Source organism: Micromonospora sp. WMMA1998, from assembly GCF_027497375.1.
Classification (GTDB): domain Bacteria; phylum Actinomycetota; class Actinomycetes; order Mycobacteriales; family Micromonosporaceae; genus Micromonospora; species Micromonospora sediminicola.
In genome coordinates this window covers 3,105,051-3,128,226 of sequence record NZ_CP114911.1, presented here as the reverse complement: position 1 = coordinate 3,128,226, position 23,176 = coordinate 3,105,051, and the positions used below count along the sequence as shown (strand labels likewise).

Sequence of the window (23,176 nt, the reverse complement as noted above, 5' to 3'; positions counted from 1 at the left end):
CCGGGCTCGAATGCGCCGGCCTCAGGCCGGTCGCACCACCACGAGCACTGAGGCAGCCCGTTCCGCCCGTACCGTCGCCATGCGGGGTCGTAGCCAGTCGGCACGCGACCTGGGCGTTCTCTAGTACCACCACGATGACGAAAGGGGCGGTGACCGCGATGGTCACCGCCCCTTCGGCGTGCCCGCGTCAGGCCACCGGCGCGAAGCCGGGCAGCCAACGCTCCAGGATCGACCGGTAGGACGCCTTCGCCTCCAGCTGGCACAGCACCCCGATCGAGCCCAGCGTGACCCGGTGGATCATCAGGTAGGACGGCGGCAGGTTGAGCTGCCGACTGAGCTGGTAGGCGGGGGAGCGAGGGCTGGCCAGCCGGGCCGCCTCGGCGCGCAGCCAGGCGCGGCTGAAGCGGAACTCGTCGGCGGCGATCGGCTCCAGCATCGGACGGAGGAAGTCGAGCACCCCCTGGGCGTCGATCGGCTCGGTCCGGCTGACGAAGCCCTCGGCGCGCAGCCCGTCCACCACGCCCTCGGCGTCGCCGCGCAGCGCGAGCGCGGCGATCCGGCCGATCGGCTCGGGCGTGCCCTCCGGCATCCGGGCCACCGCGCCGAAGTCGATCACGCCGAGCCGGCCGTCCGGCAGCAGCCGGAAGTTGCCCGGGTGCGGGTCGGCGTGCAGCAACCCGGCCCGCTCCGGCGCGGAGAGGTGCAGCTCGGCCATCAGCCGCCCGGCCTCGTCGCGCTGCTCCTCGGTGCCCTCCCGGATGATGTGGGACAGCGGGATGCCCTCGACCCACTCGGTGATCAGCACCCGGGGCGCGGCGTCGAGCACCTCCGGGATGTAGATGTCCGGGTCGTCCGCGTACGCGGCGGCGAAGGCGCGCTGCGACTCGGCCTCCAGCTCGTAGTCCAGCTCCTCGGTGATCCGCTCGCGCAACTCGGCCAGGAGCGGCTTGACGTCCAGCCCCGGCTGGATGGCCCGGAACATCCCGCCCAGTCGGGAGAGCTGCTTGAGGTCGGCGAGCAGGGCCTCGCCGGCGCCCGGGTACTGGATCTTCACGGCCACGTCCCGGTGTCGGGGGCCGCCGTTCGGCCCGTACCCCGGGTCGCGCCAGACCGCGCGGTGCACCTGGCCGATGCTGGCCGCGGCGGCCGGGGTGTCGTCGAAGGAGACGAACCGGTCCCGCCAGTCCGGCCCGAGCTGCTCGGCGAGCACCTTGTGCACGGTCGCCACGGGCAGCGGCGGGGCGGCCTCCTGGAGCTTGGTGAGCGCCTGTCGGTAGGGGGCGGCGACCTCCTCGGGCAGTGCGGCCTCGAAGACCGACAGGGCCTGGCCGAACTTCATCGCGCCGCCCTTGAGCTGTCCGAGGACGCTGAACAACTGCTCGGCCGTGCGCTGCTGGATCTCGGCGGAGATGACGTCGGACGCGAGCCCGGTGACCCGCTTGCCCATGCCCAGGACGGTTCGACCGGCGAATCCGAGCGGCAGGGCGGCGAGTTTGGCGGTGCGGGACACGGCCCGGCGCGGGATGTCGGTCACCCGGCCATTGTTACCGACGCGAGGGGCTCGCTGCTGCCGTGCGGCCGGGAGCGGACGCGGCCGACCGGATCGGGCGACGCCCGGAGCAACCGCAGGAGGGGTGCGGCGACCACCGGCGGTGTCGGAGACGGCCGGCCCCCCGGATCTCCACCGCGCCGCCGAGCGTCTCCGGCGTGCCCCCGTCGAGCTGGGCCAGTGCCTCGGCCGCCGCCACGGCCACCGCGGCGAGCCGGGTGGTCGCCGTGCAGGCCCGCTCGTCCCGGTCGGCCGCGAGCTGGGCGGCGAGCGCCGGCCAGTCCGGGTCGCGGTCGGCGCGGTGCAGGTCGAGGCAGCGCAGGCAGGGACCGGCCGGCGGCCGGATCAGGGGCCCGACCACGGGTACGCCGCCACGCAGGTCGAGCAGGAGGTGGGGTTGGCGGCGGCGGGCGTAACCGGTGGCGAGCGCGTCGGCCGGGCGGTCGACTCCGAGCTGCACCACCAGGTCGGCCCGGGCCGAGCGCAGCGGGTGGCAGTTCGTGCCCGGCGCGCAGCGCCCCAGCGCCGCGCGTAGCGCCGGGGCCAGCGGCCGACCCAGCTCCGCCGCGGTCAGGCCGGTCCCGACCAGGTCACCGGCGCGTACCGGGCCGGTCAGATCGGGTACGACGTGCCCGATCCCGGCCTGGGCCAGCGCGACGGCGACCGCCGCGCCGAGCCGGCCGGCGCCGGTGACCAGCACCCGGGCGGCGCGACGCCGGCGCAGCAGCGCGGCCGGTGTGCCGGGCAGGTCGGGCGTGGCCAGGGCGAGGGCGTCGGCCTCCGTGCCGAGCCGGGCCCGGACCGGCCCGGACAGGCCCCGTGGGACCAGGCTCTGCGCCGGTACGACGAGCCCGGCGGCCCGCAGCGCGTCGAGCAGAGCGCGTGCCTCGCCGGCCGGCACCCGGGCGGCGGTGGCGGCGACCAGCACCGCCCGCTCGCTGCGGGTGCCGTCGAGCAGGTCGAGCAGGTGCACGGTGGCCGGGGTGGTCACCTCCAGCAGCACCGCCGGGCCGGGCTCCACGCCGAGCTGGAGCGTGTGCCGGTCCCGCCAGAGGCGGGTCAGACCGGGCAGCAGGGTCGGGCGGCTGATCGGATTCGGTTCGGTCACGCCACGAACAGTGACCGCGTCCGCGCGCTCCGTCGTTCGTTGTCCACAGGTGCGGCACGCCCTGGCCAGCGTTGTCCACAAGAGGTCGCCGGTTTTCCACAACTGGCCGGTAACCGTGTCGGATAGGCGACGGGGGAGGGGCGGCCCGACGGCCACCCCTCCCCCGTGCGACCCGGACGGGTCAGACCTTGGCCTTGCCCAGGATGCGGTTCACTGTTGTGCCGCACACCGGGCACTTGCCCTTGGCCATGTTCATGCCGGTCTTCGAGACCTCCACGTGCCCCTCGAAGTCCCGCTTCTCCTTGCACTTCACGCAGTAACCGTTGTAGGTCTGGGCCTGGTCGGCCACGGTAGCCTCCTCGTCTCGTCCGCCGGAGGTGCCCGGCGGGTCTCCCTGCGGCGGGGCCACCTGTGGCTCCGGCGCCGGGGGTTCTCCGCGGTCAGTCACCTGACCGCTGGTTGGCGGACCCTACCCAGGTCTGGGCAGTTCCATGTCAGCTGCACGCCGACTCTGTGAGCAAGTCGACGGCAAGAGTGTGCACGCCGGGTAACGTCTGATAAGTCAGTTTCGCGGGGACACGCCGGTTAAATGCGCTCAGATCCCCTTCGCGTGGCCCCCACCGCCGACGACCCGTGGTAGACCACCTAACGTGGTGGACGGCCGTCAGGTGATGGTCAACTTCCCCCGCAAAGAATTTTTTCAGGACTCCTGACAATCAACCGCCATTTTCCGGGCGCGTGTCGTCGTGTTGACTCTTGCGGAGTCCTGGTCAGTACGCATTAGCTTTCCCTCGTGACAGTCAACCGAGGCTGCGCGGGTCGGTAATGGCCGGGACGCGGAAGCCCGTCGTCGAGGTGCGGCGCAGCCAGCGTCGGCGGCGCACGGTGTCCGCGTACCGGGACGGGGAGCGCGTCGTCGTGCTCATCCCGGACCAGTTCTCCCGGGCCGAGGAGAGCGAGTGGGTCGACCGGATGCTGGCCCGGCTCGCCGCCCGCGAGGGCCGGCTGGCCCGCTCGGACGCCGAACTGCTCGCCCGCGCCACCCGCCTGATCGGGCTCTACCTGCCGGAGCACATGTCGGCCGCCGCGCCGGCGAGCGTGCGGTGGGTGACCAACCAGAACGGCCGCTGGGGCTCCTGCACCCCCGCCGACCGCACCATCCGGATCTCCCACCGCATCCAGGACATGCCCGACTGGGTGATCGACTACGTGCTCCTGCACGAGTTGGCGCATCTGATCGTGCCGAGCCACAACGCCGAGTTCTGGTCCCTGGTCGCCCGCTATCCGCGCTCCGAGCGCGCCCGCGGCTACCTGGAGGGCGTAGCCGCCACCGCCGCCGTCCCCTGACCAGCCCCACCGCCTTTCCGTGGTCGATCATGAAGTTGGCGGCGACAATCGGTCCGATTTGTCGCGGCTAACTTCATGATCGACGCTGCCGGTCGGGGCTCGGGCGGGCTGGGGGTGGGCGCTAGGGTCGGCGGATGGTGCGACGTGTGGTGGTGGCGTTGCTCGGCCCGGTCAGTTGGTCGCCGCCGGGGATCGAGCCGGCGCGGTGGCGGACCGCCCTGGCCGAGGACGTGGTGGACCTGCTCGCCACGCTCAACGAGGTGGAGACCGCGGTGGCGGTGACCCCGGAGGACCGCTGGCTCGCCGCCGCCGTGGTGTGGCCCGGCACCCCCGTGTACGAGGTGCCCGAACCGACGCCGAACGCGGTGTTCGCGGCCCTCACCGGCGACGACTGGCCGGCCTTCGACCAGGTGGCCGTGGTGGCCGCCGACGCCCCGGACGTGCCCGGGCTGACGCTGGGCAAGCTGCTGCGGCCGCTGTCCTCCCGGCCGGTGGCGGTGGCCCCGGTGGACGGGGGCGGTCCGGGGCTGCTGGGGGTGGCGGCGCGGCTGCCCGTACCGGCGTGGTTGCCGGCGGTGCACCTCGACACGACCGCCCCGGCCGAGGTGCGACGGGCGGCCCCGAGCCCCGGGGACGTGGCGGTCGGTGCCGGTTGGCGCCGGCTGCGCGGACCCGCCGACCTGGCCACGCTCGACCTGGCCGTCGAGGGCTGGGAGGCCACCCGCGCCCTGCTGTCCGCCCGCCCCGCCTGACCCACCGCCTGCGCCGTCCCGCCCGTCGCACGCGTCGATCTTGGACTTGTGGCACCTGGCAAAAGGCGTTACCCGGGCATCTTGGCCGCCGCAACTCCAAGATCGATGGGCCAGGGCCAGGGCCAGGGCGGGCTGGGCGGCGGGGTGGGGACGCGGACGGGGCCCGCACGGTGATCCGTGCGGGCCCCGTCGCGTACGTGTCAGTGCTTGTCGTCGTCCTCGCCGGTGGGCTTCTCCTCCGGCGCGCCCGGCGCGGTGAAGTCGAAGTTTGCCAGCTCGTCGTCGAGATCGGTGCTCGTCCCGGCGAACGCCTCCGGGGCGGCGAAGTCGTCGTCCGAGGGGAGCAGGTCGGGGTGGCCCCAGACCGCGTCCCGGCCGGCGATGCCGCGGTGCTCGGTCAGCGCCGCCCAGAGCACCGTCGCCTCACGCAGCCGGCGCGGCCGCAGTTCGAGGCCGACCAGCGCAGCGAACGTCTGCTCGGCCGGACCACCGGCGGCGCGGCGGCGGCGGAACGCCTCGCCGAGGCGTACGACGTTGGGCAGGCGGTCACCGGCGGCACTGTCCACGACGTGGCACACCCAGCCCTCGACCAGGGCGAGCACGGTCTCCAGCCGGGCCAGCGACGCCTTCTGCGCCGGCGTGTCCTCCGGGGTGAAGATGCCCTCCAGCGCGATCGCCTGCATCGACTCCGGGTCGGTCGGGTCGACCCGGCCCATCGCCTCCTCGATTGCCTCCCGGTTGACCCGGATGCCGGCGGCGTAGTTCTCCACCGCCGTCAGCACGTGCCCGCGCAGCCACGGCACGTGCTGGAAGAGGCGCTGGTGGGCGGCCTCGCGCAGGGCCACGTAGAGGCGTACCTCGTCCTCGGGCAGCTCCAGGCCCTCGCCGTACGCCTTGATGTTGGCCGGGACGAGCGCGGCGGTGCCGGCGGGGCCCAGCGGCAGGCCGATGTCACCGGCGGAGAGCACCTCGGCGGCGAGCGAGCCGAGCGCCTGGCCGAGCTGACCGCCGAAGAGGGCGCCGCCGAGCGTGGCGACCATCGACTGCATCGGGCCGAGCTGCGCCCGCGCCTCCGGCGGCACCAGGTCGCCCATCGCGCCGACCATCCGGCTGGCCACCGGGTCGCAGAGCTTGCGCCACACGTCGAGCGTTTTGAAGATCCACTCGTTGCGGTTCCAGGCGACCGAGGTGCGGATGCCGGAGGGCCACGAGGCCGCCGGTTCCAGCCAGAGGTCGGCGATGCGCAGCGCCTCCTCCACCGCGTTGCGCTCGAACGGCGAGACCGCCGGGTCGCCGGCGGCGGCGAGCTGACTCGCGGCCACCTGCCGGGCCAGGTCCCAGTTGACCGGCCCGCTGCCCGGCGCGGACAGCAGGTGCTGCAACTGCGACATGAACTGCTGCATCTGCGCGGGATCGTTGGGGTCTGGTGGTTGACCACCCGGGAGCGCGAAACCGAACGGAATATCAGGCACGACGTCTACGGTACGCGGGCCGCGCCGCAGGTCGTGCCCGTCGGCGTTGCGCTGAGGGCGAAGTCCACCGGTCACCGCGCCGGACGGCGCGGGACGGATCGGTACGCTCTGGCGCATGAGACGTCGCGGCGTGACCGTCCTGCTCGGTGCCCTGCTCACCGCCCTGCTCAGCGTCGGCGTGCTGAGCGTCCCCCTGCCGTACGTGGTGCTCGGCCCCGGTCCGACGGTCAACACGCTCGGCAGTGAGAACGGCAAGGAGATCATCCAGGTCAGCGGCCGCGCGACGTCGACCTCGGCCGGCCAGCTCCGGCTCACCACGGTCGGCGTGCAGCCCACCGTGCGGCTCCGGTCGGCGCTGGCCGGCTGGTTCTCCTCCGACGAGGCGGTGGTGCCGCGCGAGCTGGTCTACCCGCCGGGCGAGTCGCAGGAGGAGGTCGAGAAGCGCAACGCGGAGGACTTCCAGAACTCGCAGACCAGCGCCGAGACGGCGGCCCTGCGGGAGCTGGGCTACCCGATCAAGGTGCTGGTCAAGGCGGTCACCCCGGGCGGGCCGTCGGTGGACGTGCTCCGGCCGGACGACGTGCTGACCTCGGTCGACGGCGCGCCGGTGACCAGCGCGGCCAAGCTCACCGAGCTGATCCGGGCCAAGCCGGCCGGCACCGCGTTGACGATCGGCTACACCCGCGACGGCGCGCCGGGGACGGCCAGGGTGACCAGTCGCGAGCAGGACGGCCGCCCGCGCATCGGGGTGGAGATCGACCAGCAGCAGCCGCACCCGTTCACCCTCAAGATCGACCTCGGGGACATCGGCGGCCCGAGCGCCGGGCTGATGTTCACCCTGGGCATCATCGACAAGCTGGAGCCGGCCGACCTGACCGGCGGCCAGGTCATCGCGGGCACCGGCACCATCGACGACGAGGGCCGGGTCGGCCCGATCGGTGGCATCGCCCAGAAGCTGGTCGGCGCCAAGGACGCCGGCGCGAAGGTATTCCTGGTGCCGGCCGACAACTGCGCCGAGGCGGTCCGCAACCCGCAGCCCGACCTGCCGCTGCTGAAGGTGGCGACGGTGGACGACGCGCTGACGGCACTGGAGAAGCTGCGCGCCGGAGGCCAGCCGACCCGCTGCTGAACCGGGCCGCCGACGGCCCCGGGCGATCGTGACGTGACCTTGACCCGACGTGTACAGGAACACCCCGTACTCTGGGGTGCCTGGTCGGAGCCGATCACATCGAGCGTGCGGAGCCAACAGTGGTCATGCGTAGCAGTCCCCTGCCGAGGATGAGCCGGCGCGGACGCGTCACCATCGGGGTCCTGGTCGGGGTGTTCGTGCTGTTCACCCTGCTCGGTTGGGGGGTCAACGCCTGGACCGACTGGCTGTGGTTCGACGAGGTCCGCTACACCCAGGTCTTCACCGGCGTGCTCGCCACCCGGCTGCTGCTGTTCCTGGTGGTCGGCGTCGGCATGGCGCTGCTCGTCGCCGGCAACCTCTGGCTGGCCTACCGGCTGCGGCCCCGGATGCGCCCGCACTCCGCCGAGCAGGCCACGCTGGAGCGCTACCGGATGCTGCTCAGTCCCCGGCTGGGCACCTGGATCGCGCTGGCCTCCGCCGTGATCGGGCTCTTCGCCGGGCTCTCCGCGCAGAGCCGGTGGACCCAGTGGCTGCTGTTCCGCAACGGTGGCGACTTCGGCGTGAAGGATCCGGAGTTCGGCGTCGACGTCGGCTTCTACGTCTTCCAGCTCCCGTTCTGGCGCTACCTGCTCGGCGTCGGCTTCACCGCGGTGGTGCTGGCCCTGCTCGGCGCGCTGGCCGTGCACTACGTGTTCGGCGGGGTGCGGCTGCAGGGTGTCGGCGACCGGATGACCAACGCCGCCCGCGCCCACCTCAGCTCGCTGGTCGCCGTCTTCGTCCTGCTCAAGGCCGTCGCGTACGTGCTGGACCGGCGGGCGATGCTGCTGGAGTACAACGAGGGCGCGAAGCTCTACGGCGCCGGCTACGCCGACGTGAACGCGTTGCTGCCGGCGAAGGAGATCCTCGCCTGGATCTCCGTCCTGGTGGCCGTCGCGATCATCGTGTTCTCCAACGCGGTGATGCGGAACCTGGTCTGGCCGGGCATCTCGCTGGCCCTGCTCGGGGTCTCCGCGGTGGCGATCGGCGGCATCTACCCGTGGGCGGTGCAGACGTTCGAGGTGAAGCCGAGCGCCCGCGACAAGGAGGCGCCGTACATCGAACGCAGCATCAAGGCGACCCGCGCCGCGTTCGGTCTCGAGGTCACGAAGACGACGCCGTACGCGGCGAGCAACCTCGTGCCACCCGCCAGCCTGGCCACCGACACCTCGGTCGTCCCGAACGTCCGGCTGCTCGACCCGCAGCTGGTCTCCGAGACCTACACCCAGCTCCAGCAGGTCCGTGGCTTCTACGACTTCGGCTCGAAGCTGGACATCGACCGCTACGCGGTGAAGGACAAGACCTCCGACTACGTGGTCGGCGTCCGCGAGATCAACTACGGCGAGCTGACCGACCAGCAGAACAACTGGATCAACCGGCACACCGTCTACACCCACGGGTACGGCCTGGTGGCCGCCCCGGCGAACCAGGTGGTCTGCGGCGGTCAGCCGTACTTCGTCTCCGGGTTCCTCGGCGAAAAGGCGCAGGAGGCGTGCTCCTCGCCGACCGAGGAGATCACGGCCCAGCAGCCGCGGATCTACTACGGCGAGCGGATGGAGGCCGACGACTACGCGATCGTCGGGCAGACCGGGGACCGCAACGTCGAGTTCGACCGGCCCACCTCCACCGGTGGCGAGCAGTACTACACCTACACCGGTGAGGGTGGCGTCAAGGTCGGCTCGTTCCCCCGGCGGCTGCTCTACGCGATCAAGGAGCAGGAGTCGAACTTCCTGCTCTCCGAGGCGGTCAACGAGAACTCGAAGCTGCTCTACGTGCGCAACCCGCGCGACCGGGTGGAGAAGGTCGCGCCGTTCCTCACGCTCGACGGCGACCCGTACCCGGCCTCGGTGAACGGCCGCGTCCTGTGGATCATCGACGGCTACACCACGGCGGCGACCTACCCGTATGCCGAGCGGGTCAACCTCCAGGCGGAGACCGCCGACGAGCTGACCGGCCGGGGCACGTTCCAGCTCGCCCGGGAGAACGTCAACTACATCCGCAACTCGGTGAAGGCGACGGTCGACGCGTACGACGGCACGGTCAAGCTCTACTCGTACGACGACACCGACCCGGTGCTGAAGGCGTGGAACAAGGCGTTCGGGGGTGACCTCGTGCTGCCCAAGGGCGACATCCCGCCGGAGCTGGCCGAGCACTTCCGCTACCCGGCCGACCTGTTCAAGGTGCAGCGCAACCTGCTCACCAAGTTCCACGTCACCGACCCCGGCGACTTCTACTCCGGCCAGGACTTCTGGCAGGTGCCGAACGTGCCGGACGCGCCGGACAGCGGGCAGAAGCAGCCGCCCTACTATCTGTTCACCCAGTTCCCCGGGCAGGACGGGCCCCGCTTCCAGTTGACCTCCGCGGTCACGCCGAACGGGCGGCAGAACCTCGCCGCGCTGGTCTCCGGCTCGTACGTGGACGGGCAGCCGCGCCTGGAGGTGCTGGAGCTGCCGGACCAGACCCGGATCTCCGGGCCGACGCAGGTCCACCAGCAGATGACCAACAACGGCGACATCCGGCAGCAGCTCAACCTGCTCTCCTCCAACCAGGCCCAGGTGCAGTACGGCAACCTGCTGTCGCTGCCGTTCGCCGACGGGATGCTCTACGTTGAGCCGGTCTATGTGAAGAGCAGCAGCCAGGACGCGTACCCGCTGTTGCAGAAGGTGCTGCTCTCCTACGGCGACGGCGGCTCCTACGTGGTGCTCGCCAACAACCTCGGCGACGGCATCAAGCAACTCGTCGAGCAGGGCAAACGCGCCCAGACCGGCACGCCGCCACCGCCGGGCGACGACGAGAACACGCCTCCGCCGCCGCCCGGGGGCACGAACACCCCGCCGCCGCTCACCGGTGAGCTGGCCCAGGCCGCCAGCCAGGTGCAGGCCGCGATCGCCGAGGTCAAGGCCGCGCAGACGTCCGGCGACTTCGAGCGGTACGGGCGGGCGCTCAAGGCGCTCGACGAGGCGATGGCCGCCTTCCAGCGGGCCCAGGCGGCGGCGAACGGGTCGGCCGGCCCGGCGCCCTCGGGTAGCGCCTCGCCGTCGGCCCCGGCCTCACCCGCCCCCTCACCCAGCGGCTGACGCCGAACGACACCACGAGCCCGTGGTCCGGGACCCGCAGCGGTCACCGGAGCACGGGCTCGTGTCGTACACCCGACGTTCCGGCCGCAACCCGGCACCCCGCTCCGCCGTCAACAGAGCAGGTGGACGTGAGGGGAGGCGGGAGGGCAGATGCGTGACGCGAACAGCTTCGACGACTTCTACCGCAGCACGTCGGGGCGGGCGCTCCGGTACGGCCACGCGGTGGCCGACGACCCCGCCGAGGCCCAGGACCTGGTGCAGGAGGCGTACGCCCGGGCCTGGCGGCAGTGGGCGAAGCTCGCCGGCCATCCCGCGCCGGAGGCGTGGCTGCGGCTGGTGATCAGCCGGCTCGCGACCGACCGGTTCCGGCGGTTGCGCGGTTGGCGACTGGCGGTCAGCCGCACCGGCCCGCCCGACGACGTCGGACCACCGGGCGAGGACACCGTCCTGCTGGTGGCGGCGCTGCGGCGGCTGCCCGTCCGGCACCGGCAGGCGCTCGCCCTGCACTACCTGTTCGACCTGCCGGTGGAGGAGATCGCCCGGGAGGCGGGCGTCCCCGCCGGCACCGTGAAGTCCTGGCTGTCCCGCGGACGGGCCCGGCTGGCCGAGCTGCTGCCCGGTGTCGCCGCCGAGGAGCTGGAGGTCAACGATGTCGCGTGAACTGCACCGCTACTACCGGGCCCTGGCCGACGACACCGACGAGCGGGTGCTGCCGTCGCCGGACCGGCTGCGCCGGGGCGCCGACCGTCGGGCCCGGCACCGGGCCGCGCTCGCGTCGCTGGCGGTCGCCGGTCTGGTCGCCGCCACGGTCGCCGGCAGCCAACTGGTACTCGCCGCCGGGCCGGAACCGGTCGTGCCGCCGCCCGCGGGGACGCCGGCGCCCACCCTGCCGCCCACCACCGCCGGGCTGGCCGAGAAGCCCTCGCCCGCCCCGCCGACCCCCTCCGGCACCCGTACCCCCGGTGGTCGGAGCCCGGCCGCACCGTCGAGCGCCGGACGTCCGACGGCGGGGGCCCCGACCACCATCCCCGACCGGGCGTTCTTCGCCCTGCCCGCCGCCAACGACGCCGGTACGGGCAACCAGTTCGGCCCGGGAGCGGTGCTGCCGGTGCTCTGCGGATCGAGCCCCGGCACCGAGTGGGTCGTCGCGTCGCGGGCCCGGACGCTGCCGTACCGCCGGGCCGGCGCGCCGACCGACGCCGTGCCCTCCGGCAGCTACCGGCACAGCATCACGATCTACCGGGCCGGGCGCGCCGGCGAGGCGCTGGCCGAACTGCGGGTGGCCGTCCGGGCCTGCCCCGCCCAGCCGGACCCCGACGCGCCGTCGACGACCGTGCGCCAGCGCCTGCTGCCCGACTCCGGGTACGGCGACGAGTCGGTGCTGTTCGAGACGCGCCGGCCCTACCTGGACGCCAACGGCGAGCCGAGCGGCGGCGACGAGGTGCACCTGGTGCGCGCGGTACGTTCCGGTGACGTGGTGACGGTGCTGTGGGAACAGGGCTGGGAGAGCACCTCGACCGAGCGTGCCCAGTTCGACGCGGACAGCCGGCGGGCGGTCGACGCGGTCCGGCGGTGGCTGGACTGAGCACCCGTTTTGCGCCTCCCCGGGTCGGTGCGCTACGGTTGTCGAGCCGACGCGGGGTGGAGCAGCTCGGTAGCTCGCTGGGCTCATAACCCAGAGGTCGCAGGTTCAAATCCTGTCCCCGCTACTCGTGACGAAGGGCCCCGGAATCCGTTCCGGGGCCCTTCGCCGTTTCCGCTGCCGCACCCCGGCGACGGGATCGGGGACCCGGCTGATCTCCACGATTCCCGTGCGATAAGCTGTACGAGCCGACGCGGGGTGGAGCAGCTCGGTAGCTCGCTGGGCTCATAACCCAGAGGTCGCAGGTTCAAATCCTGTCCCCGCTACTCGTGACGAAGGGCCCCGGAGTTCGCTCCGGGGCCCTTCGCCCTTTCCGGATCCCTCCGCCGCGTCCGACGTGCCCCGGTTGCGTACCTCGGCGAGGATGGGGGAATGGCTGGATGGAACAGATGGTGGGGCCGCCTCGGCGCGGTCCTCGGAACGGTCGCGCTCTCGGTCTTCGTACCGGTCGCGGCCTGGGCGTCGACCGGCACCGGTGAACTCGTGGTGGAGGCCGCACGACGGCGGTCCCGGGGCGGCTTCGGCTTCCTCGGCCTGCTCTGCTGCCTCGTGGTGGTCGGCGGGATCGTGCTGCTGGTGGTGCTGTTGACGCGGAACCGGCGGAACCGCCCGCCGCGCTGACGACCCCCGGGGCTCCGCCCGCCGCGCCGAAGCGCGGCGGGCGGCGGTCACTCGGCCAGGGCGGCGTTCGCCCGGGCCATGAACCGGGAGGTCGCGGAGCGGGCGCCGGTCCGCTTGCCCCGGATGCTCTCGGCCGCCTCGATGAGCAACGTCCGCACCTTGGCGTGCCCCTTCGGCGGCGGCGCGGGCGCCGGGCCGGCCAGCTCGTCCAGCTCCACGCCCAGGCTCGTCACCCGCTTCTCGGCCCGGTCGGTCACGCCCGCGGCCACGTACGTGCGGACCTGGGTGCTGGGGTTCACGCCCCGCTCCACGCCGAGGATCCGGCCGGCCGCCACGTTGGTGGTGAGGAAGTTGAGCACGTCCACCACCACACCCGGGTGCCGGGTGCCGCGGAAGCCGGCCCAGTACATCGACGCCCGGGGCCACTGCGCGGCCGGCGTGCCGGGGAAGGCGACCGCGCCCAGCTCGTCCTCGGTGAGGCGTTGCAACTCCGGTAGCTGGTGGGACCAGGCGAAAGAGGCCGCGGTGTGGCCGGTGACCACGAGCTGGCGGTTCAGCTCGCCGGTGTCCGCCTGCTCCACGAGCGCGGCGCTCGGGGTGGCCCGGTCGAAGCGGGCGACCTCCCAGAACTCGAACCAGGAGAGCAGCTCCGCCGAGCTGAAGCCGAGCTGCCGCCCCTGGTACAGCTCGCTGCCCTGGCCGCGCAGCCAGAGCCAGAGCGCCCGGTAGTCGCCGGAGGCGTCCATTGAGCCGGCCACCCGGTTGCCGGACGACCGGGTGACCCGGGCGGCCCAGCGGGCGTACTCCTTCCAGGACATGCCGGTGCGCGGCTCGGGCTGGTCCAGCGAGCGCAGCAGGTCGCGGTTGTAGACCAGCGCCGCGTTGGTCTGGGCGGCGGGCACCGCCACGGTCCGCTCGTCCACCCGGCCGTAGCGGGCCAACTGCTCCGGCAGGTCGCGCAGGTCGAGCCGGCCGTCGTCGGCGTACGCGGTGAGGTCGAGCAGAATGTCGCGGCGGGTGTACTCGGTGAGCAGCGTGTCGTCGATCTGGAACAGGTCCGGCACGTTGCCGCCGGTGCCCTGGGTGGCGAGCCGGTCGTAGTAGCCGGCCAGCCCCTGCCAGGTGATCCGGAAGCTGACCCGGGGGTTCTGCTGGGTGTAGAGGCGCAACGCCTGCTCGGTGGCCTGGGCCCGGCGGCTGCCGCCCCACCAGAACACCGACAGCTCGATCGGGCCGTCCTCGGCGGCCGCCTCCTCCTCCGGGGCGCATCCGGCCAGTCCGCCGGCGAGCAGCGGCAGCCCGGTGAGCGCGCCGAGGAACCGTCGCCGGTCGAGGCCGGGACGGGGGACGGACCGTTCAGCGCGCACGGTTCTCTCCGAAACTGGGGTGGACCGATCATTCCACCGGCCCCGGGCCGGGGTGTCAACGCCGGGCGGGACGGCCGGTGGGCGCGCCGGGCGGGCGGTCGGGCCCATGGTGTACTAGCGCCGTGGAACTTCTGCACTCGGGCAAGGTCCGGGACGTCTACGCCGACGGCGCGGACCTGATCCTGGTCGCCTCCGACCGCATCTCCATCTACGACGTGGCGCTGCCGACCCCCGTGCCGGACAAGGGCAGACTGCTCACCGCGCTCTCGCTGTGGTGGTTCGAGCAGTTGTCGGACCTGGTGCCGAACCACGTCATCTCGGCCACCGACGTGCCGGCGGAGTTCGCCGGCCGGGCGATCCGGTGCCGCCGGCTGGAGATGGTGCCGGTCGAGTGCGTGGCCCGGGGCTTCCTGACCGGCGGTGGCTTCGCCGAGTACCAGCGCACCGGCTCGGTCTCCGGCGTGGCGCTGCCCCGGGGCCTGGTGGAGGCGTCGATCCTGCCCGAGCCGATCTTCACCCCGTCGACCAAGGCACCCATGGGCGAGCACGACGAGCCGATCACCTACGACCAGGTGGTCGACAAGGTGGGGCCGGAGACCGCCGAGCGGCTGCGGCAGATCACCCTGGACGTCTACCGGCGGGGTGCGGAGATCGCCGCGGACCGGGGCATCCTGATCGCCGACACCAAGCTGGAGCTGGGCTGGGCGCCGGACGGCACGCTGATGCTCGCCGACGAGCTGCTCACCTCCGACTCGTCCCGGTTCTGGCCGGCCGAGTCCTACCAGCCGGGCCGGGCCCAGTTCTCCTTCGACAAGCAGTACGTGCGGGACTGGGCCACCGGCAGCGGCTGGGACAAGCAGCCGCCGGCGCCGGAGGTGCCGGCGGAGGTCGTCGAGGCGACCCGGGCCCGCTACGTCGAGGTGTACGAGAAGCTCACCGGAAACCGCTGGGAGTGACGTGGCGACGCGACTTGTACAGATCAACATGAAGGCCCGGGACGAGGTCGCGCTCGGCGCGTTCTGGGCGAAGGTTCTCGGCTGGGAGACCTCCAGCGAGGAACCTGGCGTGATCAACCTCGAACCGCCGGGCGTCCCGTACCCCGATCCCTCCGCCCTCTTCATCGACCTCGTGGTCTCCGCGGAACCCAAGACGGCGAAGAACCGGGTGCACGTCGACCTGGCCACCACCTCGCCGGACCACCAGGCGGAGCTGGTCGCGCGGCTGACGGGCCTCGGCGCGACAGCCGTCGACATCGGCCAGGGCGACGTCCCGTGGACGGTCATGGCCGACCCGGAGGGCAACGAGTTCTGCGTGCTGGAGCCGCGCGAGGTCTACCGGGACACCGGGCCGATCGCCGCGGTGGTGGTCGACTGCGCGGACCCACGGGAGATGGCGCGGTTCTGGGGCGAGGCGACGGACTGGACCCGGCACGAGGTCACCGACCGGTACGCCTCGCTGCGTTCCGCCGCCGGCGTCGGCCCCTACCTGGAGTTCGTCCGCAGCACCGACGCGAAGCCCGGATGGAACCGCGTCCACCTCGACGTCCGCCCGTACGCCGGAGACGACCTGGCGGCCGAGGCGGACCGGCTGCGCACGCTCGGCGCCACCGCCCCCGACCTGGGCGGCGTCGAGGTCCCCTGGCGGGTCATGGCCGACCCCGAGGGCAACGAATTCTGCATCCTCACCCCCCGCTGACCCGCCCCCGCTGACGCCCGCGATCTTGCACTTTCGGCCCGCATTCTGTCCGGAACGGCCCGAATGTCGGGGCAGCAAGTGCAAGATCGCGAAGGCTGGGGTCAGTCTTCCCAGTTCAGGGTGCGTTGGACGGCCTTGTGCCACTGGTGCAGCTCGTGGTCGCGGTGCGTCGGGTCCATGGTCGGTTCCCACTGGGCGTCGGAGCGCCACTTGTCCCGCAGCGTGGGCAGGTCGGGCCAGAAGCCGACCGCCAGGCCGGCGGCGTACGCGGCGCCGAGGCACGTCGTCTCGGTGATCCGGGACCGCACCACCGGCACGTCCAGCACGTCGGCGAGGAACTGCATCAGCAGTTCGTTGCCGGTCATCCCGCCGTCCACCCGCAGCCGGCGCAGCGCCACGTCGGAGTCGGCGTTCATCGCGTCGACCACCTCGCGGGTCTGGAAGGCGGACGCCTCCAGCACCGCGCGGGCCAGGTGCCCCTTGGTGATGTAGCCGGTCAGGCCGGCGATCACGCCCCGGGCGTCGCTGCGCCAGTGCGGGGCGAACAGGCCGGAGAACGCCGGCACCACGTAGCAGCCGCCGTTGTCGTCGACGGTTCGGGCCAGCTCCTCGACCTGCGGGGCGGTGGAGATCAGGCCGAGGTTGTCGCGCAGCCACTGCACCAGCGAGCCGGTGACCGCGATCGCGCCCTCCAGCGCGTACACGGCCGGCTGGCCCTCGATCCGGTAGGCCACGGTGGTGAGCAGGCCGTGCCGCGACGGCACCGGGCTGGCGCCGGTGTTGAGCAGCAGGAAACTGCCGGTGCCGTAGGTGCACTTGGCCTCGCCGGGCTGGAAGCAGGTCTGCCCGAACAGCGCGGCCTGCTGGTCGCCGAGCGCGCTGGCCACCGGCACCCCGGCGAGGACTCCGTCGGCGGTGCCGTAGACCTCGGCCGAGCAGCGGATCTCGGGCAGCATCGCGGCCGGGATGCGCAGCGCGTCGAGCAGCTCCGGGGCCCAGTCGAGGGTCTCCAGGTCCATCAGCAGGGTGCGGCTGGCGTTGGTGACGTCGGTGACGTGCCGCCCGGTCAGCTTCCAGATGATCCAGCTGTCCATCGTGCCGAACAGCACCTCGCCCCGCTCGGCCCGCTCGCGCAGCCCGTCGACGTGGTCGAGCAGCCACCGCAGCTTCGGGCCGGCGAAGTAGGTCGCCAGGGTCAGACCGGTGCGGGCGCGCAGTCGCTCCTCGTCGTACGCCTCGGCCAGCTCGCGCAGCAACGGGCCGGTGCGGGTGTCCTGCCAGACGATCGCGTTGGCCACCGGCCGACCGGTGGCCCGGTCCCAGACCACTGTGGTCTCGCGCTGGTTGGTGATGCCCACCGCGGCCAGATGCTCCGGACCGATGTCGGCGCTCGCGAGTGCCTCACGCACCACGTGCTCGACGTTGGTCCAGATCTCCTCCGCGTCGTGCTCGACCCAGCCGGGCCGCGGGAAGACCTGCCGGTGTTCGCGTTGGGCCACCGCGACGATCTCGCCGTCGGCGTCGAAGACGATGCACCGCGAGGAGGTGGTGCCCTGGTCGATGGCGGCGACGAACTCTCCGGTCACCGCAGCACCGTACCCGCCGGGAGTGTCCACCGTCTCCCCTCGATCGACCCGTACGATCAGCAGACGTGCGTGACATTGCCGTGTTCAGCGGGACCGCCCATCCGGACCTCGCCGCCGAGATCTGCGCCCACCTCGACGTTCCGCTGCACCCGGTGCGGGTGTCCCGGTTCGCCAACGACTGCCTCGAGGTGCAGTTGCAGGCCAACTGCCGGGAGCGCGACGTCTTCCTCATCCAGCCGCTGGTGCCGCCGGTGCAGGAGCACCTGGTCGAGCTGCTGCTCATGATCGACGCCGCCCGGGGCGCGTCGGCCGGCCGGATCACCGTGGTGCTGCCGCACTACGCGTACGCCCGGTCGGACAAGAAGGACGCCCCGCGCATCTCCATCGGCGGGCGGCTCGTGGCCGACCTGCTCACCTCCGCCGGCGCCCACCGGGTGCTGGCCATGACGCTGCACTCGCCCCAGGTGCACGGTTTCTTCAGCGTCCCGGTGGACCACCTGCACGCGCTGCGCGAGCTGGCCGCTCACTTCAAGGGGTACGACCTGAGCAACGCGGTGGTCGTCTCGCCGGACCTCGGCAACGCCAAGGAGGCCGCCGCGTTCGCCCGGATGCTGGGCACCCCGGTCGCGGCCGGCGCCAAGCAGCGCTTCAGCGACGACCGGGTGCAGATCAGCACGATCATCGGTGACGTGGCGGACCGGGACGTGATCGTGCTCGACGACGAGATCGCCAAGGGCAGCACGGTGATCGAGTTGATCTCGCACCTGCGTGAGCGGCAGGTCCGGTCGATCCGGCTGGCCTGCACGCACGGTCTGTTCTCCAGCGGGGCGCTGGAGCGGCTGAGCGCCCAGGACGGTGTGCTGGAGATCGTCTGCACCAACACGGTGCCGATCCCCGCGGAGAAGCGGGTGCCGAAGCTGGAGGTGCTCTCCGTGGCGCCGGCCCTGGCCGAGGCGATGCGTCGGATCCACAACGGCGAGTCGGTGAGCGCCCTCTTCGGCTGAGCGGGCGGCCCGGTGGCCGGTCAGCCGTCCAGCGGACGGTCGGCGGGCTGCCGGGCGGCCAGGGCCGCGGTGATCCGGACGACGGTGCCGGCCTCGCCGGTCTCCACCTCCATCGAGTCACTCAGCTCCCGGGCCAGCCACAGCCCCCATCCGCCGGCGGTGTCCGGCGCCGGCCGGTCGCGGTCGCGCAACCGTCGCTCGCTGATCCCCTGGCCGTGGTCGGCCACCTCGCAGACCAGGTCGCCGCCCCGGCGCCAGAGTCGCAGCCGGCCCTGCCCGCCGCCGTGCCGAACCGCGTTGGTGATCAGCTCGTTGACCGCCAGCACGAAGTCGTCGAGTCGCTGGCCGGCCAGCCCCGTCGCGTGCGCGCAGGAGGTGACCGAGTGCCGAAGCTCGGTCACCTGGGCCTGGTCGAAGGCCTCGGCGATGAGGAGGGAAGGTTCGATGGGCACAACCGTACGCTGTGCGGGGGATTCTCCGTCCGTCATGACCCCGTCCCAGCGCTGCTTCTCGACGACTTTCGCGGCATTTCCACCGTACGTCAGGGTTTCTCGGCCCGCACCAGGCGGCCCGCCGGTGACGGGCTGTGGCATGGTGACGCCCATGCCGTCGTCCTCCGGCCTGGAAGGCCCGTTCTGGCGGTCCATCGCGGTGTTCCGCTTCGCCTCGCTGGCGTACGTCGGCCTGCTCGTGCTGCGCGACGCCACCCGGTACGCGCACCCGGTCGCCGCGGGCGCCGTCCTGCTGGCGATGCTGGCCTGGACCGGTGTGACGGCGGCCGGTTACGGACGCCCGGGCGGACGGCGCTGGCCGCTGCTCCTGGCCGACCTCGGCGTGGTGTTCGCGATCATCCTGGCCACGCCCTGGGTGGTGGGCCGCGCGGCGCTCGCCGCCGGCGTGCCCACGCTGACCGTCGCCTGGCTGGCCGGTCCGGTGCTGGCCTGGGCGGTCTCCGGCGGCCGGCGGCGCGGGGTGGTGGCCGCGCTGGTGCTCGGCGGCGCTGACCTGGCCACCCGGGACCGGATCAGCCCGTCCGCGCTGACCGGCGCGATCCTGATGCTGTTGGCCGGTGTCGTGGTCGGGCACGTGGCCCGGCTGGCCGTCGAGGCGGAGGCCCGGTTGCAGCGGGCGGTGGAGCTGGAGGCGGCGACCCGCGAGCGGGAACGGCTGGCCCGGGACATCCACGACTCGGTGCTCCAGGTGCTCGCGCTGGTCCGGCGGCGCGGCGCGGACCTGGACGGCGAGGCGGCCGAGCTGGCCCGGCTGGCCGGTGAGCAGGAGGCCGCGTTGCGGGCGCTGATCGGCCGGGCGGGCGTCGCGCCGGACCGGGACACCGACGAGCGGGACCTGCGGGATCTGCTCGACCGGTACGCCTCGGCCACGGTCCAGGTGGCCGCCCCGGCGACCCCGGTGCCGCTGCCGGCGCGGACGGCCGGGGAGCTGGCCGCGGCGGTCGGCGCGGCGCTGGACAACGTGGCCCGGCACGCCGGCGGGCGGGCCTGGGTGCTGATCGAGGACGAGGAGGAGACGGTGACCGTCTCGGTACGCGACGAGGGGCCGGGCATCCCGGACGGACGGCTGGCGGAGGCCGCCACGCAGGGGCGGCTCGGGGTGGCCCAGTCCATCCGGGGCCGGGTGGCCGATCTGGGCGGTGAGGTGCGGATCGTCTCCGCGCCGGGCGCCGGGACCGAGTTCGAGCTGATCGTGCCGAGGAGCCGTCGGTGAGCATCCGGGTGATGGTGGTCGACGACCACCCGATGTGGCGGGAAGGGGTGGCCCGCGACCTCACCGAGGCCGGTCACCAGGTGGTGGCGACCAGCGGTGAGGGACGGCAGGCGGTCCGGGTGGCTGCGGCGGCCCGGCCCGACCTGGTCGTGCTCGACCTGCAACTGCCGGACGTCTCCGGCGTGGAGGTGATCCACGGGCTGCGCGCCGCCCTGCCCGACGTGCGGGTGCTCATGCTGTCGGCCAGCGGCGAGCCGCAGAGCGTGCTGGACGCGGTCAAGGCCGGGGCCACCGGCTACCTGGTGAAGTCGGCCGCCCCGGCCGAGTTCCTCGACGCGGTGCGCCGCGCCGCGGCCGGGGAGCCGGTGTTCACGCCCGGCCTGGCCGGGCTGGTGCTGGGGGAGTACCGGCGGCTCGCGGCCGCGCCGCCGACCCCGCACGACGACGCACCCCGGCTCACCGAACGGGAGACCGAGGTGCTGCGTCTGGTCGCCAAGGGGCTGTCCTACAAGCAGATCGCCGAGCGGCTCGGGGTGTCCCACCGAACGGTGCAGAACCACGTGCAGAACACCCTGGGCAAGCTCCAGCTGCACAACCGGGTCGAGCTGACCCGGTACGCCATCGAGCGGGGCCTGGACGGCTGAGAGCTCAGCGCGCCTCGGGCGGCCGGGTCTCGTGGATCGCCAGCTCCTCCGCGGTGGCGCCGCCGCCGGCCGCGCCGGCGTCGTAGGCGACGTTGTCGGTCTCCTGGTCGGTGCGCGCGCCCTCGTCCGGCTCGACCAGCCGGCCCACCTGGTGGTCGGCGACGGTGCCGAGCTGGCCGTGGTCGTAGACCGAGACCGGGGAGTTCGGGTCGGAGACCGGCCCCGGGTCGATCACGTCCGCGTCGAGCTGGGCCTGCGCCGCGGCCTCCTCGCTGTCCGCCTCGGCGGCGATGTCCGGGTCGACCGGGCCGGCGAGCGGGTCGTCGGCGGGCCGCTCGTACTGCTCGCGGTCGAGCTTGTAGTCCAGCGACTCGCCGTCGAGCTGCTCCTCCGCCGTGGTGCCGAACCGGTCCACCGCGACCGGCGTGCGGTCACCCGGGATCTGGGCCGGCTCGGGACCGTCCGCCTCGCGCCCGGTCAGGACGTCGTCGTTGGCGGTCGAGTCGTCGTCGGCGGTGTCGGGCAGGCCCTGCGCCTCGGGGTCGGACACGGGGGTGGGGTACTCGTCGTCGCGCATGGAGGTGAACTACCCACTGCGTTGACCGCATTAACCGCGACCGAGCGGGTGGATCGGGAGCAAGAGGGCGAAATCCCGCCTCAGTTGCGGAAGGCCGCCTCGTCCTCGGCGTGGAGCACGCACCACACCACCTTGCCGTCGGGCAGCGGGGTGCTGCCCCAGCGCCGGGCCACCACGTCGATCAGCAGCAGCCCCCGGCCGCCCACCGAGTCGACCGGGGCCGGCCCCGCGTACGTCGGACGCCCGGCGGCATGGTCCCGTACCGCCACGTGCAGGGCGCCGCCCCGGGGCGCCAGCCGGAGCGTCATCGGCGTCGCCGCGTGCGCCACCACGTTGTTGACCATCTCGGTGACCGCGATGCAGGCCGGCTCGGCCAGCTCCGGCAGTCCCCAGCGGGCACAGCCGTCGGTGACCAGCGCGCGGGCCTCGCGCGCGGCCTCCACCACCGGGAGCAGCTCGACGTCGAGCAGCGCGGGCGGCGCGTCCGCCGGTCGGGGCACCGGCCGGTCGCCGGAAACGAACAGCAGGTCGGTGGCGGGCCAGTCGGCAACCGCGCGGCCGACCTCGTCGAGCGCCTCGCGCGCCTGCGGGTCGGGGATCCGGACCCCGGACAGGTCGACCACCATCGGCCCCGGCCGGGCCCAGAGTCGGCCGAGCAGCGCGCCCCGCACGGCGTCGAACCCGGCCCGGTCGAGCACACCGGTCAGCCGGACCGTCGCGGAGGATTCGGCGGTCTCGACCAGGCAACGTGCGTCCGTCGGCATGATCGTCCCATTGTGCACGTCGGCCTCCCTCCGCGCATCGGTCCGGTCGACGGGACTCATGAGCGACCGCCCCGGGACCGTCGGCCGATCGCCGCGACGGTGCCGACCGCCGTGCCGGCCGCCGCCAGCCCGAACGCCGCGGTCAGCCGCAGGAGTTGGCCGCGCCGACCCGACCAGCCGTCGGTCCGCTCGGCCGCCGCGTCGGGGGTGAACACGTTGCCGGTGGCGTCCAGGCGTACGCCGGGACCGAACTGGGTGCGCGCGGTGTACCAGCCGAGCACCCGCTCGGCCACCGCCGGGGCGAGCCGCCACTGGAGCCCGATCAGCCGGGCCGCGCCCCCCGCGTACGCCTCCCGGCGGGGACGGCGCAGCAGCCGGACGATCGTCTCCGCCACCATCTCCGGCGGGTAGACCGGTGGCGGCGGGGTCAGCTCCCGGCCGGTGTGGTTCGCCGCGTGCCGGAAGAACGGCGTGTCGATGGTGGCCGGCAGCACGGTGCAGATCGAGATGGCGCCCCGGCCGGTCACCCGCAGCTCCTGCCGGACCGTGTCGGCCAGTCCCCGGATGGCGTGCTTGGTGGCGTTGTAGGCCGACTGGTACGGCATGGCCACCTCGGCCAGCACGGATGCGTTGTTGACCAGCACGCCGCCGCCGGCCGCCCCGAGCCAGGGCAGCGCGGCCCGCGTCCCGTGCACGGTGCCGAGCAGGTTCACCTCGACCACCCGGCGGAACTCGGCCACCGGGATCTCGTCGAACAGCCCCACCGTGCCGACGGCCGCGTTGTTGACCCAGGCGTCGATCCGGCCGAACTCGGCCGCCGCGCGCGCCGCCAGCCGCTCCACCGCGTCCGGATCGGTCACGTCGGTGGGCACCACCAGCGCGCGCCCGCCCAGATCCCGGCAGTGCGCGGCGGCCCGCTCCAACGCCGCCTCGGTCCGGGCGGCCAGCACCACGGCGGCACCCCGTCGGGCCAGCGCGTAGGCGGTGGCCGCGCCTATCCCGCTGGAGGCGCCGGTGATGACGACGGTGGCGTCGGCGAGGGTGCGGGTGAGCGGCATCCTTCGCCGGTACCCCCGCGCCG

22 protein-coding genes and 2 tRNA genes are annotated in these 23,176 nt (G+C 73.3%); 14 read left to right on the top strand and 10 right to left on the bottom strand.

The genetic code is table 11. The annotated features are described in order from the left end of the window. Positions 1 to 187: 187 nt before the first annotated feature. The 3 genes from O7600_RS13935 to O7600_RS13925 form a co-directional block, all read right to left on the bottom strand. The gene (locus tag O7600_RS13935) at positions 188 to 1,534 is read right to left on the bottom strand and encodes an AarF/ABC1/UbiB kinase family protein (protein ID WP_281593964.1); all 1,347 of its coding nucleotides are present in this window, start codon (positions 1,532 to 1,534) and stop codon (positions 188 to 190) included. Positions 1,535 to 1,544: 10 nt separating this feature from the next. Continuing rightward, positions 1,545 to 2,657 (bottom strand): TOMM precursor leader peptide-binding protein, encoded by a 1,113-nt coding sequence (locus O7600_RS13930; protein ID WP_281593963.1) that lies wholly within the window; start codon positions 2,655 to 2,657, stop codon positions 1,545 to 1,547. A 181-nt stretch (positions 2,658 to 2,838) separates the two neighbouring features. After that, entirely contained in the window at positions 2,839 to 3,006 is a 168-nt protein-coding gene (locus tag O7600_RS13925; RefSeq protein WP_007464795.1) for a DUF5679 domain-containing protein, read from the bottom strand. A 476-nt stretch (positions 3,007 to 3,482) separates the two neighbouring features. Here O7600_RS13925 and O7600_RS13920 point away from each other — a divergent pair, with 476 nt between their 5' ends. Together O7600_RS13920 and O7600_RS13915 are read left to right on the top strand one after the other, a co-directional pair. Further along, positions 3,483 to 4,004, top strand: a complete 522-nt coding sequence (locus O7600_RS13920) for a M48 family metallopeptidase (protein WP_091570795.1) — start codon at positions 3,483 to 3,485, stop codon at positions 4,002 to 4,004. A gap of 134 nt (positions 4,005 to 4,138) precedes the next feature. After that, positions 4,139 to 4,756 (top strand): hypothetical protein, encoded by a 618-nt coding sequence (locus O7600_RS13915; RefSeq protein ID WP_281593962.1) that lies wholly within the window; start codon positions 4,139 to 4,141, stop codon positions 4,754 to 4,756. A 200-nt stretch (positions 4,757 to 4,956) separates the two neighbouring features. On the opposite strand, the gene O7600_RS13910 is transcribed toward O7600_RS13915, so the two are convergent. Then, positions 4,957 to 6,228, bottom strand: coding sequence for a zinc-dependent metalloprotease (locus O7600_RS13910; protein ID WP_281593961.1), 1,272 nt, complete (start codon positions 6,226 to 6,228; stop codon positions 4,957 to 4,959). 115 nt (positions 6,229 to 6,343) lie between these two features. Here O7600_RS13910 and O7600_RS13905 point away from each other — a divergent pair, with 115 nt between their 5' ends. The 7 genes from O7600_RS13905 (at position 6,344) to O7600_RS13875 (ending at position 12,733) form a co-directional block, all read left to right on the top strand. After that, positions 6,344 to 7,357: a PDZ domain-containing protein gene (locus O7600_RS13905; RefSeq protein ID WP_172967925.1), complete on the top strand. Its 1,014-nt coding sequence runs from the start codon at positions 6,344 to 6,346 to the stop codon at positions 7,355 to 7,357. 125 nt (positions 7,358 to 7,482) lie between these two features. Beyond that, entirely contained in the window at positions 7,483 to 10,470 is a 2,988-nt protein-coding gene (locus O7600_RS13900) for a UPF0182 family protein (protein WP_281593960.1), read from the top strand. A 150-nt stretch (positions 10,471 to 10,620) separates the two neighbouring features. Then, positions 10,621 to 11,130, top strand: coding sequence for a SigE family RNA polymerase sigma factor (locus O7600_RS13895; RefSeq protein ID WP_281593959.1), 510 nt, complete (start codon positions 10,621 to 10,623; stop codon positions 11,128 to 11,130). Beyond that, positions 11,120 to 12,055 carry a hypothetical protein gene (locus O7600_RS13890; protein WP_281593958.1) on the top strand — a complete coding sequence of 312 codons (936 nt, stop codon included), beginning with the start codon at positions 11,120 to 11,122 and terminating at the stop codon, positions 12,053 to 12,055. The genes O7600_RS13895 and O7600_RS13890 overlap by 11 nt, the downstream gene beginning before the upstream one ends. Positions 12,056 to 12,105: 50 nt before the next feature. After that, a tRNA-Met gene (locus O7600_RS13885) sits at positions 12,106 to 12,179 on the top strand. Positions 12,180 to 12,304: 125 nt separating this feature from the next. Beyond that, positions 12,305 to 12,378: transfer RNA gene (locus O7600_RS13880), tRNA-Met, on the top strand. 106 nt (positions 12,379 to 12,484) lie between these two features. Beyond that, a complete protein-coding gene (locus tag O7600_RS13875; protein WP_091570819.1) occupies positions 12,485 to 12,733 on the top strand; it encodes a hypothetical protein in 249 nt (82 codons plus the stop codon). A gap of 47 nt (positions 12,734 to 12,780) precedes the next feature. On the opposite strand, the gene O7600_RS13870 is transcribed toward O7600_RS13875, so the two are convergent. Then, complete coding sequence (locus tag O7600_RS13870; RefSeq protein ID WP_281593957.1) at positions 12,781 to 14,100, bottom strand: extracellular solute-binding protein; 1,320 nt, start codon at positions 14,098 to 14,100, stop codon at positions 12,781 to 12,783. A gap of 122 nt (positions 14,101 to 14,222) precedes the next feature. Between O7600_RS13870 and O7600_RS13865 the strand changes: the two genes are divergently transcribed. After that, positions 14,223 to 15,056 (top strand): phosphoribosylaminoimidazolesuccinocarboxamide synthase, encoded by an 834-nt coding sequence (locus O7600_RS13865; protein WP_281593956.1) that lies wholly within the window; start codon positions 14,223 to 14,225, stop codon positions 15,054 to 15,056. A 1-nt stretch (position 15,057) separates the two neighbouring features. Continuing rightward, positions 15,058 to 15,795, top strand: coding sequence for a VOC family protein (locus tag O7600_RS13860; protein WP_281593955.1), 738 nt, complete (start codon positions 15,058 to 15,060; stop codon positions 15,793 to 15,795). A 101-nt stretch (positions 15,796 to 15,896) separates the two neighbouring features. On the opposite strand, the gene glpK is transcribed toward O7600_RS13860, so the two are convergent. Next, positions 15,897 to 17,381 (bottom strand): glycerol kinase GlpK, encoded by a 1,485-nt coding sequence (gene glpK / locus O7600_RS13855; RefSeq protein ID WP_281593954.1) that lies wholly within the window; start codon positions 17,379 to 17,381, stop codon positions 15,897 to 15,899. A gap of 65 nt (positions 17,382 to 17,446) precedes the next feature. Here glpK and O7600_RS13850 point away from each other — a divergent pair, with 65 nt between their 5' ends. Beyond that, positions 17,447 to 18,385, top strand: coding sequence for a ribose-phosphate pyrophosphokinase (locus O7600_RS13850; RefSeq protein ID WP_099163780.1), 939 nt, complete (start codon positions 17,447 to 17,449; stop codon positions 18,383 to 18,385). 20 nt (positions 18,386 to 18,405) lie between these two features. Here O7600_RS13850 and O7600_RS13845 read toward each other — a convergent pair whose 3' ends face one another. After that, on the bottom strand, positions 18,406 to 18,873 hold the full coding sequence (locus O7600_RS13845; RefSeq protein WP_281593953.1) for an ATP-binding protein: 468 nt from the start codon (positions 18,871 to 18,873) through the stop codon (positions 18,406 to 18,408). A gap of 115 nt (positions 18,874 to 18,988) precedes the next feature. On the opposite strand from O7600_RS13845, the gene O7600_RS13840 reads away from it, so the two are divergent. Further along, positions 18,989 to 20,110 carry a DUF5931 domain-containing protein gene (locus tag O7600_RS13840; protein ID WP_281593952.1) on the top strand — a complete coding sequence of 374 codons (1,122 nt, stop codon included), beginning with the start codon at positions 18,989 to 18,991 and terminating at the stop codon, positions 20,108 to 20,110. An 11-nt stretch (positions 20,111 to 20,121) separates the two neighbouring features. Continuing rightward, positions 20,122 to 20,754 (top strand): response regulator transcription factor, encoded by a 633-nt coding sequence (locus O7600_RS13835; RefSeq protein WP_281594158.1) that lies wholly within the window; start codon positions 20,122 to 20,124, stop codon positions 20,752 to 20,754. Between the two features lie 4 nt (positions 20,755 to 20,758). Here O7600_RS13835 and O7600_RS13830 read toward each other — a convergent pair whose 3' ends face one another. The 3 genes from O7600_RS13830 to O7600_RS13820 all read right to left on the bottom strand — a co-directional run bounded on the left by O7600_RS13830 (position 20,759) and on the right by O7600_RS13820 (position 23,153). Continuing rightward, entirely contained in the window at positions 20,759 to 21,331 is a 573-nt protein-coding gene (locus O7600_RS13830) for a DUF5709 domain-containing protein (RefSeq protein WP_281593951.1), read from the bottom strand. Between the two features lie 80 nt (positions 21,332 to 21,411). Continuing rightward, a complete protein-coding gene (locus O7600_RS13825) occupies positions 21,412 to 22,095 on the bottom strand; it encodes an ATP-binding protein (protein ID WP_281593950.1) in 684 nt (227 codons plus the stop codon). A 56-nt stretch (positions 22,096 to 22,151) separates the two neighbouring features. Further along, positions 22,152 to 23,153 (bottom strand): SDR family oxidoreductase, encoded by a 1,002-nt coding sequence (locus O7600_RS13820; RefSeq protein ID WP_281593949.1) that lies wholly within the window; start codon positions 23,151 to 23,153, stop codon positions 22,152 to 22,154. Positions 23,154 to 23,176 lie beyond the last annotated feature (23 nt).